Consider the following 16,151-nt stretch of genomic DNA (forward strand, 5'->3'; position numbering starts at 1 on the left):
GTCGGGACGGTCGGACCGACGAAAGGAGCGCCGCATGCCGGCCGCAGCCCGCAGCGGTGACCCCACCAACCACGGCGGCGTCATCGCCACCCCGCCGCCCGGCGCCGCCAGGGCGGTCGCCACCGTGCTCATCGGCGGCCGTCCCGCCGCCGTGGCGGGCAGCCTGCACACCTGCGCCGTGCCCCCGCACCTGGCGCTGGGCCCGGGCAACGTGGTCATGCCGGACCCGGCGGCCCTCGTCCGCAGCCGGGTCCTCATCGGCGGGCTGCCGGCCGCGCGCATGCGCGACAAGACCTCGTGCGGGGCGATGATCTCGGCCGGCCACCCGACCGTGCTGATCGGGGGCGAGTGATGAACGAGCGGTTCATCGGCCGCGGCTGGGCGTTCCCGCTGCGCGTCGGACCGACCGGCGGCATCGCCATGGTCGAGCGGGAACGGGAGATCGAGGAGGCCATTCGGCTGGTCCTCGGCACCGCGCCCGGCGAACGCCCGATGCGCCCCGAATTCGGCTGCGGCATCCACGAGTACGTCTTCGCGCCCGGCGACGGCGCCACCGCCGGCCGCATCGCCCGGCAGGTGCGCGAGGCACTGGAACGCTGGGAGCCGCGCATCGCGGTCGACGACGTGGTGGTCGCCTACGACGCGGTCGAGGCCGGGACCCTGTACATCGACGTGCACTACACGCTTCGTTCCACCAACGACCGGCGCAACCTGGTCTTTCCCTTCTACACGATCCCCTCCGAGGAGGGGGCCGAGGAATGGGGCGCCGCCTGATGGCCCTGCCCTCCCCGAACCTGGACGACCGGCGCTTCCAGCAACTCGTCGACGAGGCGAAGCGGTACGTGCAGCAGCGCGCCCCCGAGTGGACCGACCACAACGTCTCCGACCCGGGCGTCACCCTGATCGAGACGTTCGCCTACCTCGTCGACCAGTTGCTGTACCGGCTGAACCGGGTGCCGGACAAGAACTACACCGCGTTCCTCGACCTGCTCGGCATCCGCCTGTTCCCGCCCGCGGCGGCCGTCGCCGAGGTCGACTTCTGGCTGTCCGCGCCGCAGCCCGACACGGTGACGCTGCCCGCCGGCACCGAGGTGACCACGGCCGGCGGCGAGGTGGACGCGGCCGTCCCGTTCACCACCACCGACGAACTGCGCATCGTGCCCAGCGAACTGGTCCGGCTGGTCACCGCGCCCCGCACCGGCGAGCAGAGCGACCGCACCGGCGACCTCGCCGAGGGCCGCGACGTGCCCGCCTTCCAGGCGGCGCCGGAGGCGGGCGACGCGCTGCTGTTCGGCCTGCCGGCGGCGGTGCCGCGCTGCGTGGTCGCCGTGCGCCTGGACAGCCGCGTCGAGGGCATCGGTGTCGACCCGCGCCAGCCCCCGCTGGTGTGGGAGGCGTGGGACGGCTCCGGCTGGCGGATCTGCGAGACCGGCGAGGACTCCACCGGCGGCCTGAACCGCCCCGGCGAGGTCATCGTCTACGTGCCGGCCGGGCACACGGCGTCCGTGATCGGCGGCGTCCGGGCCGGCTGGCTGCGCTGCCGGGTCACCGCCCCGGAGCCCGGCCAGCCGTTCTACTCCGAGTCCCCGACGGTCCGGGAGGCGTCGGTGTTCACCGTCGGCGGCACCATGACGGTCGAGCACGCGGAGACCGAGACCGACGTGCCGCTCGGCACCTCCGAGGGGGTCGCCGGGCAGACGTTCCGCATCGGCCGCCCGCCCGTCCTCCTCGACCGGGAGCCGCCCGTGGTGGAGGTGTCCTCCGCCGACGGCTGGCAGCGCTGGGAGGTCGTCGAGCACTTCGGCCGCTCGCAACCGGCCGACCGGCACGTCCGGGTCGACGCCACCACCGGCGAGTTCACGTTCCCGCCCGCCCTGCGCGAAGCCGACGGCACCCTGCGCCAGTGCGGCGCGGTGCCGCCCAAGGGCGCCTTCGTGCGGGTGGCCCGCTACCGCACCGGCGGCGGCCCCGCCGGCAACGTCGCGCGCGGCGCGATCTGCGTCCTGCGCAGCTCCGTCCCGTACATCGCCCGGGTCGTGAACCGGGAGGCGGCGAGCGGCGGCGTGGCCGGCGAGACGGTCGCCAACGCCAGGCTGCGGGCTCCGGACGCGCTGCGGATGCAGGAACGCGCGGTCACCGCCGGCGACCACGAGACCATAGCGCGCCAGGCGGCCCCCTCCCTGCGCCGGGTGCGCTGCCTGCCCGCCGGGGGCGCGGGCGCGGTACGGGTCCTCGTCGTGCCGGACGCGGTCGCCGACGAGGGCGACGACCGGCTCCGCTTCGAGCAGCTCATCCCGTCCGACCAGGTCCTGCGGGCGGTCACCGCGCAGCTCGACGAACGCCGGCTGATCGGCACCCGGCTCGTCGTCGAACCGCCCGTCTACCAGGGCGTCACCGTCGTCGCCCGGCTCGCCGCGGCAGCCGCCGCGACCGACCGCGTCCGCGACGCCTGTCTCGCCGCCCTCTACCGCCACCTCAACCCGCTGACCGGCGGCCCCGACGGATCCGGCTGGCCCTTCGGCCGGCCCGTCCAGTACGGCGACGTCTTCGGCGTGCTGCAACGCGCCGCCACCGACGCGTTGGTCGAGGAGATCCTGCTGTTCCCCGCCGACCCCGTGACCGGGCGGCGCGGGGCGCCGACGGACCGCATCGACGTGGCCGCGGGCGCACTGGTCTTCTCCTACCAGCACCAGGTCGTGGTCACCGCGGTGGAACCGCAGGACCGGGGGGAGGTGCGGGGATGAGCGCGACCGCCACGGCTGTGACGAGCGCGTCCGCCACTACGACGACGACCGGGCCCGCCACGACGACGACGAGCGCGTGCGCCACCGCCGTATGGACGGGGGCCCGGGGATGAGCCGCGCCGCGATACCCGGGCTGCCGAGCCGGTACCCGATCGGCGGGCATCTGCCCGCGCTGTACGCCGACGACGACTTCGCGCAGCGCTTCACCGCAGGACTGGACACCGTCCTCGCCCCGGTGTTCGCCACCCTCGACAACCTGCCCGCCTATCTGGACCCACGGGTGGCCCCGGCCGACTTCCTGACCTGGCTGGGGTCCTGGGTGGGCGCCGCCGACGATCCGGCATGGCCGGTGGAGCGACGCCGCGAGGCGGTCGGCCGCGCGGTGGAACTGCACCGGTGGCGCGGCACCCGGCGCGGCCTCGTCGAGGCGCTGCGGCTCGCTCTCGGCGTGCACGCCGAGGTCGGCGGTGACGGCGCCGCGGTGTGGTCGGCCACCCCGGGCGCCGACCTGCCCCCGCCGCCCCCCGCCGAGGTCCTGGTCCGGGTCTGGTCCGAAGTCGGCGGCCCGGTGGACCCGGACCGGGTCCAGGAGGTCGTCACGGCCATGTGCCCGGTGCACACCGTCTGCCGGGTGGAGGTCCTGCCCGGCCCGCCCACCGACGACGAAGGGAGGTGACGCCGTGCGTGCCTGTCCCGCGTGCGGGGCGTCCAACGACCCCACCGACGACTTCTGCGGCAACTGCGGCGCCTACCTGGGCTGGTCGGACCGCCCGGGCGCCCGCGGCACGTCCGCAGGTCAGCCCGCACCGGCTCCCGGGGAGCCGTCGCCGCCGGACCTCGAGGAGCCGCCGGCGGCCGAGCCGTCGCGCGGCGGGCCCGTGCCGCGGCCGTCCCCGGCCGGGTCCGCGACGCAGCCGGAGGCCACCCCACAGCCCACCCGTGACCGGACCGCGCCGCTCGCGCCCGGTGACCGGCCTACGGCCTCCGCAGGCGCAGACGGCGCAGCCCCGTCCGAAGGCGCAGCCCCGTCCGAACCAGTGCCGTCCGAACCGGTCCCACCCGCCGAGCCACCCGCCTCCGCCCCGTCCCAATCAGCCTCACCCGCCGCGTCCCCCGCCCTCCCTCCGCCGGGTGGTCGCCGCAGGGGCCGCGGCACCGCCGGGGCAGGGGAGCGGACCACGCCCCCCGCCGCGGGCCCGCCCCCCACCGCGCGTCCCGCCCGTCCTGGGACGACGGAGCCCGCGGCGCGTCCCGCCCCGCGACCCGTGGCACCGAGCACGCCCGCGCCCCCCGCCCAGCGCCCCGTGACACCCAGCACGCCCGCGCCCCCCGCCCAGCGCCCCGTGACACCCAGCACGCCCACGCCCGCGCCCGTTTCCGACCCGGCCCCCGCCCCGGTCCAGCCGGTGCTCCCCGCCAAACCGGTGGCCCCCCGTCCCGTCGTACGGCCGGTGGCGGCGGCCGACGACGACGTGACGGGGCCGCCCTGCCCCTCCTGCGGGGTGCCCAATCCACCCGGCCGCCGCTTCTGCCGGCGCTGCGCGGCCCCGCTGGACCCCGTCGCACCGCCCGAGGCACTGCCCTGGTGGCGGACCGTGTGGCCGTTCCGCCGCGGGGTGCGGTCGGGTTCGGGCAGGGCGGTGCGGCTGCTGGTGATCCTGGGCGTGGTCCTGGCCCTGTGCGTCGGCGGGTTCCTGCTGCTCCCGGCCGGACGGGCCCTGTTCGAGGACACGCGGGACAAGCTGGGCGACGCCCGGCAGGTCACCCCGGCGCGGACGACGGCGAGCGCTGGGTCGCCGGGGCATCCGGCGACGAACACCACCGACGGCGTGAGCAACAGCTACTGGGCCGCACCCGCGGCCGGCGCGACGGTGACGTACACCTTCGACACGCCCTTCCGGCTGGTCGACGTCATCATCACCAACGGTTCCTCCACGGACCCGCAGGAGTACGCCGGGCAGGCGCGCGCCCTGCGCATGGACCTCGTGGTGACGACCGGCGACGGCGAGGAGCACCGCAGCGAACTCACCCTGGCCGACAAGCCGGGCCCGCAGACCTTCCCCACCGGATTGAGCGACGTCCACACGATCAGCCTCACCCTGCGCTCCCCGGCCGGCCTGACGGCGGGTCGCCGGCTCGCCCTCGCGGAGGTGGAGTTCTTCCAGCGCGCCTGACCCGGCGCTTTCGCTAGTATGGGTACGGGTACGTACCCGTATCCTGTGCGCAGGGAGGGAGCCCGATGATGCCTGACGCCAATGTCCGCATTCCCGAGGAAGCCCGCGACCGGCTCGCCGCCATCGCCGCAGCGGAGGGCATGTCGCTGCGCGCCTACCTGGCCCGGCTGGCCGAAACCCTTCTGACCCCGGACGAGCGTGCCGCGCGGGCGGCACAGGCCCGGGCGGCGCTGAAGGAGTGGAACGGCTACGCGCCCACCCTCGCCGAGGAACGGGACCTCGACAGCGAGCTGGACCGCCGCCTGGCCCGGGCGGCCGCCGGTGAGTGACGCCATGCATGTCGTCCTGGACGACACCGCGATGGCCGCGGCCGGCCAGGGCAACGTTCTCGCCTCCCGCCTCATCCACCGCGCCCACGCCCAGGCCGGTTGGTACCTGTACGCCCCCACCTGCGCACTCGTCGAAGCGGACCGTGTCCGGCCGGGCACGGCGGAACACCTGGCCGCACTGCCGGGCATCACGGTGCTCGACCTGGACCTCCCGGCCGCCCTCGCCGTGGCCCGGCACGACACCTGGGCGGCGGCACACTGCCAGTACGCGGCGCAGCCGACTCCCGACCGCCCCGACGGGGCGATCATCGCCACCACGGCCCCCGACCGATGGGTCGGTGAACCGGTCCGCGTCCTCGACCTGCGGCCCTGAGACCGAACCCCGATCACCCGCCGGCGCCGCTATGGCCTCGGCCCTCGATTTCGAGCCGACGCCGACGGACGCAAACGGCTTCGGCCCCGTCGAGCCAACGCAGGGTGGGCGGGGGCGGGCAGGGGCAGGCCGAGGAACCTCCTCCGGTGTGGAACCGATCAGCTCTCATGGACATCGCTTACACATGACGTCGCAACACAGAGCTATCCAGGGAGAATCAGAACGTGCGCAAGCATCGGCTCCGCAACAGCGTCATCGGCGTGCTCGCAGCGACAGGTCTGGTGGGTATCGCCTGCACCAGTCCCGCACAGGCGGCCTCCGCCCAGGCGCGAAGCAAGGTCTATCTCACGACATCCGTCACCCAGTGGACCCACTACCAGCCCAACTTGCACAGCCACGCGGGAACCCTCTACGCAGGACGCAACTACTTCTACTGCTGGACCGCCGGCGACTGGTACTCGAACAACGGCCATGTCTCCGGTGCCTGGCTGCGCACCGATGACGACACCGGCCACACCAACGTGTACGTCAACATGGTCAATTTGTCGGACGCGGATTTCTGGCGCGCTCAGGACCTGCTGCCTCAGTGCTGAACCGCCCACACGGGCGCCGCTGATCGAGGCGGCCTCGGAAGCACGTCTCTCACCTCAACGGTGCCGCTCGGCTGGGGTTCCCCGGCCGAGCGCTTCGCGTGAGCAGCCGTCAGCAGCGAGTCGGGCTGCATGTGCCGCTGGTCGCAATGCGCGATCGACGCAACGAGCGTCCGCGCGGTGGAACGACTGCCGATGTTCGCGCCTGCGGAGGCCATCGGGGGGAAAAGCTCGCGGAGATGACACGCTCCCACCCCGCTCCCGGCTAGCCTCAGGCCGCCGAGAGACAAGGACAGTCCATGCGCCTGCGACAGACCGCGGCCCTCACCGCCGCCACCGCCCTCGCCGTCCTCATCCCCACCGCCGACGCCCACGCCGCCGCCATCGCCTGCGGCGGCTCCGTCTCCACTCAGGGCATCGCCGCCAACGGCTGCATCAAAGCCGAGAAGTTCAAGGAAGGAAAGATCTTCTTCCGCGACATCACCGCCCACACCGTCATCACCAACACCCGCGCCCGCGCCACCTACGTGGAGTACGAAGCCTTCCTCCACGTCGCCGGTGACGGCAACGACTGGATGAAGATGGGCAACGGCCGCACCCTCGTCCAGCGCCGCTCGACCGTCGGCCCCATCGAAATCGCCGCCTCCACCCGCGTCTGCTTCGTCGTCAACGCGAAGATCACGGTCCGCGTCCACGTCCGGCCGGCAGGAGGCGCCTGGAGCAACTGGTCCCACGCCGCCACCTCCCAGTGCCAGACCTGACATGCCGTGCCGGCGCCCTGAACGAGGCGCCGCACCCGCCCCTTGTGCCGGCGGAGCGCACGAGGGCGCTGGACGGGGACGGCCGGGTCATCGCCCCAGGCACGGCCCGGGCCGCCGGTCAGTTGGTACTTCAGTCGGTTGCCGCCGAGTGGAATCGGCGGCGGCGTGATGTGACCGGCGTGGTGGTGCGTTCGCGCAGGTCGGGCGTGGTTGCGACGGCCTGCTCGTACCAGTGTCCGTAGCGGGCGGCGAAAGCCGCGGCCGTCGCTCCGTGGAGCAGCACACTGAGCGCCACGGTGATCGCGACGACGCGGCTGATCAGGTCCGCGCCGTGGAGGTGCTCCTCGGCGACCAGGAGGGCGAACACGACCGAGGCGAGGCCGCGTGGGCCGAACCAGCCGATGTAGGCCACGGTCGCCGCTTTGAGTCTGCTTCCGGTCAGGGCGAGTGCGACGGGGAGCATCCGCACCACGGTCAGGCTCAGCACGGCGTATCCGACGATCCGCCAGCTGAGGTGCTGCAGGGCCGGGCCGAGCAGGACGGCGCCGAAGAGCAGCAGACTCAGCATGGCCAGCAGGCCGCCGAGGTCTTCGGCCAGTTCGGTGGTGTCAGCCACCACGTGCCGGGGGTGTTCGCCTCGGCGCAGGGCGTAGGCGAAGGCGAAGCCGGCCACCCAGGCGCCGATGAAGCCGCTTCCGTGGGTGACGGCGGCCAGGGCGTAGGCGGCGGCGGCCGCGGCGAGCACGTAGACGGGGCGCCACTCCGGGGCGACCCAGTCGTGCCGGAGCGACAGGTGCAGCAGCAGACCGCCGAGGCCGCCGACGGCGAGACCGAGAGCGGGGCTGAGCAGCAAGGAGCGCCAGAACGTGTCGGCCATCCCCTGGTGGGCGTAGGAGGTGTGGGGGATGGCGGCGAGGAAGAGCACGAAGAAGGGCAGGACCAGACCGTCGTTGAGTCCGCTCTCCACATTGAGGGTCTGCCGGACCAGGCCGGGCACGCGAGGGTCGGAGATGGCGCTCTTGCCCAGGGCGGCATCGGTGGGGGCGAGGATCGCGGCGACCAGCGCGAGTTCCCACACGGTCAGGCCCGGCAGGAGCGGCCAGGCCAGCAGCCATCCCACGCCGATGGTCACCACCAGTCCGACCGACAGCAGCCGCCCCGGCAGCGCGCCGCCGCTGCGCAGGTCCGCCGGGCGCACGCTGGTGGCGTCGGTGAACAGCACCAGGGTCAGTGCCGCTTCCACCAGGGTGCGCAGCGGTCCGGCGTCCTGGTGCAGGCTGATCAGGCCCAGACCGACGGGGCCGATGGCGATACCGGCGCCGACGAAGACCATCGCGGCGGACACCGGCGAGGTGGCCAGCCGCCGGGAGGCGAGTGCGTAGCCGGCGGCGATCGCGGAGACCGCCGCGACGGTCCAGCCACTGCCGCTCACGGCCGGCCCCCGCGGTGGGCGGGTGTGGCCGGAGGCGCCGGTCGGGGCGGTCGGCTCCCGGTGGTCACGGTCATCGGTGTCCCGTCGCTTCCAAGCGGCGATCTCGTCCGCCCACTGTGCGCCACCCCGGGCGTGCCCGCCGTCAACGACACGAGACGGCCCGCCGACCACCTCACGTCGCGGACGCGTCGTCCCGGGGGCTCGTACACCCTTGCCGCCGAGCGGCCGGGGCCCTTCCTGCGACCGGGACCGGCCGTGCCCCACCCGGTCGGATGAACGCCTGTCGTGCCGGGGTGGGGACGACGGCGTCCTTCGGGAGGGTCAGCTCACGTGTCCGAGCGCGCCGGTACCACCCAGACGAGCGGCTGGAGTGGCTCACCTGCCAACGGGGCGAGCACCACACCGGCTTCGTGCGCGGGGGACCCACCTGAACTCCCGCGGACGAGGCGATCACTCATCCGGCGGCGGCCGGCCGTGTCCTGGGCGGCCCGGGCCGGCTGCCCGCCCTAGATTCGACAGCATCCGTACCGGTCCGCGCGCGGCGGTCGACCACCATCCGATCACCGTCGGCGCGTGACGAGCGAAGGGCAGGGCATGACCGAGCGCCCCAACATCCTGCTGATCGTCACCGACGAAGAACGCGCCGCCCTTCCCCGGCCCCAGGGGTACTTGTTGCCGGCCCGGGAACGGATCGCGGAACGGGGGACCACGTTCGAGCGCTACTACACCGCCTCCGCGCAGTGCAGCTCCGCCCGATCGGCCATCTACACCGGCCGGCACGTGCCGATCACCGAGATCTACGACAACGACAACATGCCCTACATCCGTCCCCTGGACCCCCAGCTGGGCACCCTCGGCACCATGCTGCGCCAGGCCGGCTACTACACCACCTACCAGGGCAAGTGGCACCTGTCGAACTGCTACGTCACCGCGGAGAACCCCGGACCCACCACCGACGCCCTGGAACCGTACGGGTTCAGCGAGTTCAACGACTGGGGCGACATCGACGGCGGCGCCTGGGCCGGCCTGAAACTCGACCCGGTGATCGCGGGGCAGGCGGTGAAGTGGCTGCGCAACCGCGCGCCGGTCGTCAGCGAGGACCAGCCGTGGTTCATGGCCGTCAACTTCGTCAACCCCCACGACATCATGAGCTTCGACTACGGCGGCCGCCCCCAGGTCCAGCTTCCGTTCGGTCTCGCCCACGCCGTGGTCACCCGAGCGGCCGCGAACATCCCCGTCTACCAGCGCCGCTGGGACTTCGACCTGCCCGCCAGTCTCCACGACGACCTGACGGGCGCCGCCCCGGCGATCGCCGAGTACGCGCGGATGATCGACACGGTCTTCGGTCCGGTCGCGGACGACCAGCACTGGTATGACGGCCTCAACTTCTACCTCAACGCCATCCGCGACGTGGACCGCAGCGTCGAACTCGTCCTGGACGCGCTGGAAGCCTCCGGTCAGGCGGACCGGACGGTCGTGGTCTTCACCTCCGACCACGGCGAGATGGCCGGCTCCCACGGCCTGCGCCAGAAGGGCAACCTCGTCTACGACGAGAACTTCCACGTCCCCTTCATGATCGCCCACCCCGACGTGACCGGCGGAGCCCGCACCGAAGCCCTCGCCTCCTCCGTCGACATCGCGCCCACCCTGCTGGAGTTCGCCGGACTGGACGCGGCGCAGACCGCCACCCGCCATCCCGCTCTCAAGGGGAAATCGCTGACGCCGGTGCTGCACGGCCGGCCGGTGCGTGAGGGGGTCCTGAACGCCGTGGAGTCGATCACGACGCTGGACGCCTCCTTCTGGTTCGAGTTCGCCGACCCCGCCGCACCCCAGCGCGTCGCCTCCGGCGACCTGCGTCCCGACTGGAACAAGCGCGGCTTCCTGCGCAGCTACAGCGACCACCGCTACACCTTCGGCCGCTACTTCTCCCCTCTGAACCCCAACCGCCCCGCGAGCACCGACGCCCTCCTGGCCGACAACGACGTCGTCCTCTACGACCGCGACCAGGACCCCGCCGAGACGCACAACCTGGCCGCCGACCCTGCCCACCGGGACCTGGTCGAGCGCTACCGCGCCCGGTTGGAGGACCTCATCGACGCCGAGATCGGTCCCGACACCCGCGCCTGGGTCACCGAACGCCCACGCCTGCTCGGCTGGCCCACCTGGCACGGTGACGACCACCGACCCGGGACACTCACCGCGCAGGGACGCTGACCCCCACCGGACGCCTTCGTCGCCACGACTCCGGCTGTGGCTTCGTTGACCGTCCGCCGGACAGTGCCCGGCTGACCCGTTCCCCACCGGGCAGTGCCCGGCGGGGAACGGTGGCCCATGCGACACGTATTCAGCAGCTCATGGCCCATGTGTGGGAAGCGCCGCTGTCATCGGCGGCGCTGTTGTGGTCGACCTCCTGGCCGGGGGCGAGGCAGATCGTCATCCGACCGCCCAGGTCGGCCTGGGAGTAGACCTGCACGTGGTCCTTGGTGCCCGGGCCTGAAATGGCGTGGTTGGCCCAGGAGGAGTCCTGGTCAGCGATGTAGGACTCCCATCCGTCGTCGTCGCCGGACCAATCGGCCCGCTGGCCCTGGAAGTCGGCTGCCGTCCACGCGCAGAACTCGCCGCTGGGGCAGTCGGCCGCGCCGGCGGGTCCGGCTGCGGCGAGGCCGCCTGCGAGGAGGAGAAGTGCTGCGGTGGCGACGGTGAGCAGCCTGTTCTTCATCATGAGGGGTCATGGCCTTTCTGGTGGGGGGTCCGCCGGCAAGTCGGCCGCGCGGCGCAGTGCGTGGTCGCGGAGCCGGCGGTAGGTGGTGATCTCGTTCCGGTGCGCGGCACGGACCTCGGCGAGCTGGGCGGGCTCCAGCCGGGCCCGCAGTTCGTCCAGGCCGCTGGCGCGCACACAGCGGGTGTCCCCGTCGGGGCAGGCGGCCCGGCGAGCGAGTGCCGCCCGGTAAGCCGGGTCCTTCCCGAGCCGGGCCTCGGCCTCGGCGCGAAGATTGTCGACGGTGACCTCGGCACGGAACCAGCGGGCCTGGTCGCCGTAGAGGAAACGCTGTGCCTGGGCAAGGCAGCCGTCCGTGTGCGCGCGGACGGTATAGCCGGTGGCGAGAGTGAGCGACAGTTCGGCCGGTCCTGTACCGAAGAGCGCCTTCTCGTCCGGGGGTGGCCCGGCAGCACCACGGGACGTCAGGCACCGTTTCACGAGCGTCAGTTGGGCCGCTTTGATCAGGTCGCTACGGCCCTGCTCCGAGGTGGGCAGCGTCGGCCGTGACGCCGCTGTGCAGCCTCCGGCGAGGACCATCGCCAGCACGGCACCAACGGTCGCCCCCTTCACCGCCTGCACCCGAGCAGCACTGATCGTCACGCCAGTCCAAACGATCAATCAAGGCTGAGGGCACGGCGACGGCTGCGCCGGACCGGCGCAGGCCCGGCCCCTGCCCCGAGCCGAGGCGCCGGCCGCCCGGCGGGAGAAGCCACCACACCAGTCGGCTGTCGTGTTGTACGGTCTGTGATCATGTGGCTACTGACTGATGGCGTGGATGGTGAGCGTGCCGGCCTCGGTGTGGTGCGCCAGGCGGTGATCCTGGCCGGTGGCGTCGGGAGCCGGATGCGGCCGCTCACGTCGACCAGGCCGAAGCCGATGGTCGAGGTGCACGGCACACCGATCCTGCGTCACCAACTCGACTGGTTCGCCGAGTCGGGAGTGGAACGGGTCGTCATCTCCGCAGGCCACCGCGCACAGGTGATCAGTGATTACCTTCAGGCTTGTCCGTCGCCCGTTCGCACGGACGTGGTGGTGGAGACGAAGCCTCTGGGCCGGGGCGGGGGTCTGAAGCTGGCCGCCGCTGCGCTGGAGCGGTCCGACGAACCATGGCTGGCGGTGTACGGGGACATCTGGACCCGGTTCCCGCTCACCGCCATGTTCGCTCACCACCGGCGGCACGGCGCGCTGGCCACGGTCGCCCTTCCGCGGCCCTGGCTGCCCAGGGGCAGAGCCGACTGCGACGAACTGGGCCGGGTGACCGCACTCGCCTCGCAGGAGCCTGCCCCGCTACGGGTCAACGGCGGCGTCTTCGTCTTCGAACCCCCCGTCAAGGAGATGCTGCCGAACGAAGGAGACCATGAGACGACCACATTCCCCATGCTGATCCGCACGCAGCAACTGATGGGCTACCCGGTCGACAACCCCTGGCGGGCCATCAACACGCCGCGCGACGTGCATGACGTCGAACGTGAGATCGCTGGCCGGGGCTGAGGCGTGGGCGCGGACTCCGGGAGTGCGGGGAGGTGCACGGTGCGGACGGCCGGTTCCTGACGGAGCTGCGTCAGGAACCGGCCGAGGCGGGGCCGGGCTACTTGAGGTAGGGGCCGTCGGTGCCGATCTTGCCCGGTGCGGCGTTCTTGCCGCCGAGGTCGAGGACGTAGACGCGCAGGTTGCCCTTGCCGGGGGCGCCGATGGTGAGGGTGCCGTCGGTGACCTGCCGGACGTCGCCCGTGACGGCGTCCTTGTAGGTGCCGTTGGGGATGCCCGTGTAGGTGGCGCCGTCGGTGACGGCGACCAGGGCGAAGCTGTCGGTCCCGGTGGCGGCGTCGGTGTAGCGGCGCTTGAAGTTCATGCCGCCGCCCGAGACGCCGTCGGTGGAGTACTGGCCCATTTGCAGGGCCGGGATGGCGCGGCGGATCTGGTTGAGCCGCTGGAGGTGCTTGACCAGAGGTTGGGCCAGGGTGGTGGCGACCTCACCCGTGGCGCTCGCCGTCCGGGAGAAGTCGGCTGCGGTGACGGTGCCCTCGAGGTGGTCGCCGTAGTAGGCGCGGCCGGTGGTGGCCAGCGGGCAACTGGGGCCGCAGTCGATGGTCTTGCCGGCCTGGAACTGGATCTCCGAGCCGTAGTACAGGGTGGGGATGCCGCGGAAGGTCCACATCAGGGCCATGTTCTCGGCCCAGGCGTCCTGACCGCCGGTGTAGCGCACGCTGGACTTGTTGGGCCCGTAGTCGTGGCTGTCGACGTAGACGACGTTGTAGGTGGCGTCGTTGGTGGAGTCGTCGGAGTCCTTGCCGTTGTTGAAGGCGTTGTGCGCGTCGCCGAAGTTCATGTGCATGCGCATGTCGATGATGTTCATGCCGGAGAACTTCGAGTGGTCGGGGGCGTGGTAGGTGTTGCCGTTGAGGAAGGCGTTGGTGGAGGTGGGCTGGTTGCCCGTGCCGAGCTGCTCCTCGTAGGTGTACTGGTCGAGGGCGGCCTGGACGTCGTCGTCGGTGTACTCCTTGCGTTCCTTCCAGGTGTAGAACTGCGCGGAGTGGTTGACCGAGCCGCGGTTCCACTTGTCGTTGACGAAGGCGGCGACCTCACCGAAGACGAAGAAGTCCTGTGCCTTGTCCGGTCCCCAGTCCTGGGCGACGCGCTGCTGGATGGCGGGCAGGAAGCGGCGGTTCCAGGTGACGCGGGGGATGTGGACGGCGGTGTCGACGCGGAATCCGTCGACGCCCATGTCGATGTACTTGTCGTAGGCGCCGATGAGGTAGTTCTGCACCGCGGGGTTCTCGGTGTTGAAGTCGGCGAGGTCGTCGGCGAGCCAGCAGGAGCGGGAGTCCTCGCCCTCCCAGTTGCCGATCCAGCACTGGTGGTAGTACTTCGACGGGAACATGCCGCTGGTGGGGCTCGGCCACTGGCAGTTGTAGAGGGTGTAGCCCTCGGGGGACTTGTACCCGTTGGGCTTGCCCCAGTTCAGGCAGGTGTTGCCGGACGGTTCGGCGGTGGACCACAGGTCGCCGTTGTAGTACGACTTGCCGGACTTGGGCTCGACGGTCAGGCCGTCGTACTCGAAGCCGGGCTGCTTCTCGTCGTAGTACCAGGACCACTGGGAGTCGCGCGCGCCGTAGACGGTGGGGACGAACAGGCCCTTGGCGCCCCACCGCGAGCTGTGGTTGTAGACGACGTCCTGGTAGATCTTCATGCCCTTGGCGTGGGCGGCGTTGATCAGGTCCTGGTAGGAGGCGCCCGCGGACTCCAGGCGGGGGTCGACCTTGTAGAAGTCCCAGCCGTGGTAGCCGTGGTAGTCGTAGTCGGAGCGGTTGAGGACCACGGGCGTGATCCATACGGCGGAGAAGCCGAGGGCCTTGATGTAGTCCAGCTTCTGCACCAGGCCCTTGAAGTCACCGCGGAACATCGGGTCGTGGTTGGCGGCGTTCCCGGACTTGACGTCCTGGTTGCCGCCGCGGTTGTTGCTGCTGTCGCCGTCGTAGAAGCGGGCGGTCAGCACGAAGTAGATCGGGTCCTTGCGCGGGTCGCCGCCGAGCATGGTGCCCGGCTTGGCCGGCGGCGGCGCCTGACCGGTGGTGGCGGTCGCGGCGGAGGATGCGGCGGAGACGTTGCCGGCCGCGTCGAGTGCCTTGACGGTGTAGGTGTACGCGGTGTTCGGCTCCAGGCCCGATTCGCTGAGCACGGTGGACCCGACGCTGGTGACCTGGCTGCCCTTGGAGCCGCCCGTGCGGGTCACCTGGTAGCCGGTGACGGCCGTGTCGTCGGTGGAGGGATCCCAGGTGAGGACGATCGACGTGTCCGTGGCCGTGGCCTTGACGGCGGTGGGGACGGTCGGCGCCGTGGTGTCCGGCTGGTGGGACGCGCACGGGTCGGTGGCGTTCTTGGTGACCGTCCTGTCCTTCACGGTGCTGACGCCGGTGGGCAGGGCGTAGTTGGCGCCGTTGTTGTTGTCCCAGGTGCCGTTTCCGTTGTTGAAGGTCGCGGCCAGCCCGGCCGCGCCGCCCAGGTCGACGGTCTTCTTGAACCATCCCGGGCACGCCTGCTCCATCCCGACGCCCGGCACGGACGTCCAGGCGCCGCCGGTGGGGGCGTAGTGCAGGTTGACGGTGCTCCAGCCCACGGTCTGCGCGGAGTAGAAGACGGTCGCGCTGGTCGTACCGGAGGTGGGAGTGGGTGAGGGCGACGGGTCGGTGCCGCCGCTGCCGCCGCACGGATCGCTGTGGGCTATGACGCCGTCCTTGACGGTGATGGTGCCGGTGCCCAGGGCGTAGTTCTTGCCGCCGTTGTTGTCCCAGGTGCCGCTGCCGTTGTTGAACGTGGCCTGCCAGGAGGTGGCCGCGCCGAGGCTGACGGTCTTCTTCACCCAGTCCGTGCAGCCGGCGTCCATCGCGGTGCCGGGCACCGAGGTCCAAGCGGACCCGTCGGGCGCGTAATGCAGGTAGTACTGCGGCCAGTTGCGGGTCTTCGTGTAGTAGAACACCGTGGCCGTGTTGCCGGCCTCGGCTGCGGCCGGCGCCGCGTTCGCCGTACGGCCGGCGCCGGGCAGGGCTGACAGAAGGCTGATCAATACCGCCACAGCGGCCAGTGCCGCCCAGGGGCGTCTTGGCCGCCAGGCCGGGGTGCGTCTCACCACGAACCCTCCAAGGGGTGCGCCGCGGCCGGCGGCCGCGGTCTCCGACATGCGGGGCCCCGCCGAGGGGAACCCCGTGTGGATCTCCGCCGTACGGCCCTGTGGCGCCGCAGGACCGCGGCATGCAGCGCGCCTCCGACCTGAAAGGGATGTCGGAAAATTGCTGCAACTCCTTGCGCACCGGGAAGATACTCGCTCGTTACGGGGCCGTAAAGAGTTCGGGCGCATCGGCGGCGCGGACCTGGAACGCCTCGCGAAGAAGCCGGGCTGACGCCAGGACCGTGGGCCAACTGGGGCCTGTACGTGGCACTTTCGGCGCCCGTCCAGCGCGCGGGGCCCCTTGACGGCGGTCGGCCCGGC

15 protein-coding genes are annotated in these 16,151 nt (G+C 72.0%); 11 read left to right on the forward strand and 4 right to left on the reverse strand.

Annotated elements, in window-relative coordinates; all coding sequences use genetic code 11:
- The first annotated feature begins 34 nt into the window (after positions 1-34).
- From AB0E88_RS01540 to AB0E88_RS01580, 9 genes are all read left to right on the forward strand, one after another.
- Positions 35-352 carry a PAAR domain-containing protein gene (locus AB0E88_RS01540; RefSeq protein ID WP_361621937.1) on the forward strand — a complete coding sequence of 106 codons (318 nt, stop codon included), beginning with the start codon at positions 35-37 and terminating at the stop codon, positions 350-352.
- Positions 352-774, forward strand: a complete 423-nt coding sequence (locus AB0E88_RS01545) for a GPW/gp25 family protein (protein ID WP_361621940.1) — start codon at positions 352-354, stop codon at positions 772-774. The genes AB0E88_RS01540 and AB0E88_RS01545 overlap by 1 nt, the downstream gene beginning before the upstream one ends.
- Complete coding sequence (locus AB0E88_RS01550; RefSeq protein WP_361622299.1) at positions 774-2,744, forward strand: putative baseplate assembly protein; 1,971 nt, start codon at positions 774-776, stop codon at positions 2,742-2,744. Before AB0E88_RS01545 ends, AB0E88_RS01550 begins: the two co-directional genes overlap by 1 nt.
- A gap of 109 nt (positions 2,745-2,853) precedes the next feature.
- A complete protein-coding gene (locus AB0E88_RS01555; RefSeq protein ID WP_361621943.1) occupies positions 2,854-3,420 on the forward strand; it encodes a phage tail protein in 567 nt (188 codons plus the stop codon).
- Positions 3,421-4,087: 667 nt separating this feature from the next.
- Entirely contained in the window at positions 4,088-4,918 is an 831-nt protein-coding gene (locus tag AB0E88_RS01560) for a zinc-ribbon domain-containing protein (RefSeq protein WP_361621946.1), read from the forward strand.
- Between the two features lie 68 nt (positions 4,919-4,986).
- A complete protein-coding gene (locus AB0E88_RS01565; protein WP_361622302.1) occupies positions 4,987-5,247 on the forward strand; it encodes a hypothetical protein in 261 nt (86 codons plus the stop codon).
- Positions 5,240-5,620: a hypothetical protein gene (locus AB0E88_RS01570; RefSeq protein WP_361621949.1), complete on the forward strand. Its 381-nt coding sequence runs from the start codon at positions 5,240-5,242 to the stop codon at positions 5,618-5,620. Before AB0E88_RS01565 ends, AB0E88_RS01570 begins: the two co-directional genes overlap by 8 nt.
- Positions 5,621-5,844: 224 nt before the next feature.
- Positions 5,845-6,213, forward strand: coding sequence for a hypothetical protein (locus tag AB0E88_RS01575; protein ID WP_361621952.1), 369 nt, complete (start codon positions 5,845-5,847; stop codon positions 6,211-6,213).
- A gap of 296 nt (positions 6,214-6,509) precedes the next feature.
- Positions 6,510-6,971 carry a hypothetical protein gene (locus AB0E88_RS01580; RefSeq protein ID WP_361621955.1) on the forward strand — a complete coding sequence of 154 codons (462 nt, stop codon included), beginning with the start codon at positions 6,510-6,512 and terminating at the stop codon, positions 6,969-6,971.
- Between the two features lie 130 nt (positions 6,972-7,101).
- Here the strand turns inward: AB0E88_RS01580 and AB0E88_RS01585 are convergent, their stop codons facing one another.
- On the reverse strand, positions 7,102-8,403 hold the full coding sequence (locus AB0E88_RS01585; protein ID WP_361621958.1) for a cation:proton antiporter: 1,302 nt from the start codon (positions 8,401-8,403) through the stop codon (positions 7,102-7,104).
- 573 nt (positions 8,404-8,976) lie between these two features.
- On the opposite strand from AB0E88_RS01585, the gene AB0E88_RS01590 reads away from it, so the two are divergent.
- The gene (locus tag AB0E88_RS01590) at positions 8,977-10,617 is read left to right on the forward strand and encodes a sulfatase-like hydrolase/transferase (RefSeq protein WP_361621961.1); all 1,641 of its coding nucleotides are present in this window, start codon (positions 8,977-8,979) and stop codon (positions 10,615-10,617) included.
- A 130-nt stretch (positions 10,618-10,747) separates the two neighbouring features.
- Here the strand turns inward: AB0E88_RS01590 and AB0E88_RS01595 are convergent, their stop codons facing one another.
- Both AB0E88_RS01595 and AB0E88_RS01600 read right to left on the reverse strand, forming a co-directional pair.
- A complete protein-coding gene (locus AB0E88_RS01595; protein ID WP_361621964.1) occupies positions 10,748-11,125 on the reverse strand; it encodes a peptidase inhibitor family I36 protein in 378 nt (125 codons plus the stop codon).
- A 6-nt stretch (positions 11,126-11,131) separates the two neighbouring features.
- Positions 11,132-11,701, reverse strand: coding sequence for a hypothetical protein (locus AB0E88_RS01600; RefSeq protein ID WP_361622305.1), 570 nt, complete (start codon positions 11,699-11,701; stop codon positions 11,132-11,134).
- Between the two features lie 213 nt (positions 11,702-11,914).
- Between AB0E88_RS01600 and AB0E88_RS01605 the strand changes: the two genes are divergently transcribed.
- Positions 11,915-12,655 (forward strand): nucleotidyltransferase family protein, encoded by a 741-nt coding sequence (locus AB0E88_RS01605; protein WP_361621967.1) that lies wholly within the window; start codon positions 11,915-11,917, stop codon positions 12,653-12,655.
- 97 nt (positions 12,656-12,752) lie between these two features.
- Here AB0E88_RS01605 and AB0E88_RS01610 read toward each other — a convergent pair whose 3' ends face one another.
- On the reverse strand, positions 12,753-15,791 hold the full coding sequence (locus AB0E88_RS01610; RefSeq protein WP_361621970.1) for a carbohydrate binding domain-containing protein: 3,039 nt from the start codon (positions 15,789-15,791) through the stop codon (positions 12,753-12,755).
- Positions 15,792-16,151: the final 360 nt, after the last annotated feature.

Origin of the sequence: Streptomyces sp. NPDC028635, from assembly GCF_040637635.1 — a bacterium.
Lineage (GTDB): Bacteria > Actinomycetota > Actinomycetes > Streptomycetales > Streptomycetaceae > Streptomyces.

Excerpts from the sequence above, each read along its gene's own strand:
- AB0E88_RS01580 (WP_361621955.1), top strand. The coding sequence starts at position 6,510 with ATGCGCCTGCGACAGACCGCGGCCCTCACCGCCGCCACCGCCCTCGCC.
- AB0E88_RS01540 (WP_361621937.1), top strand. The coding sequence starts at position 35 with ATGCCGGCCGCAGCCCGCAGCGGTGACCCCACCAACCACGGCGGCGTC.
- AB0E88_RS01595 (WP_361621964.1), bottom strand. The coding sequence starts at position 11,125 with ATGATGAAGAACAGGCTGCTCACCGTCGCCACCGCAGCACTTCTCCTC.
- AB0E88_RS01605 (WP_361621967.1), top strand. The coding sequence starts at position 11,915 with ATGTGGCTACTGACTGATGGCGTGGATGGTGAGCGTGCCGGCCTCGGT.
- AB0E88_RS01555 (WP_361621943.1), top strand. The coding sequence starts at position 2,854 with ATGAGCCGCGCCGCGATACCCGGGCTGCCGAGCCGGTACCCGATCGGC.
- AB0E88_RS01545 (WP_361621940.1), top strand. The coding sequence starts at position 352 with ATGAACGAGCGGTTCATCGGCCGCGGCTGGGCGTTCCCGCTGCGCGTC.
- AB0E88_RS01565 (WP_361622302.1), top strand. The coding sequence starts at position 4,987 with ATGCCTGACGCCAATGTCCGCATTCCCGAGGAAGCCCGCGACCGGCTC.
- AB0E88_RS01550 (WP_361622299.1), top strand. The coding sequence starts at position 774 with ATGGCCCTGCCCTCCCCGAACCTGGACGACCGGCGCTTCCAGCAACTC.
- AB0E88_RS01600 (WP_361622305.1), bottom strand. The coding sequence starts at position 11,701 with ATGGTCCTCGCCGGAGGCTGCACAGCGGCGTCACGGCCGACGCTGCCC.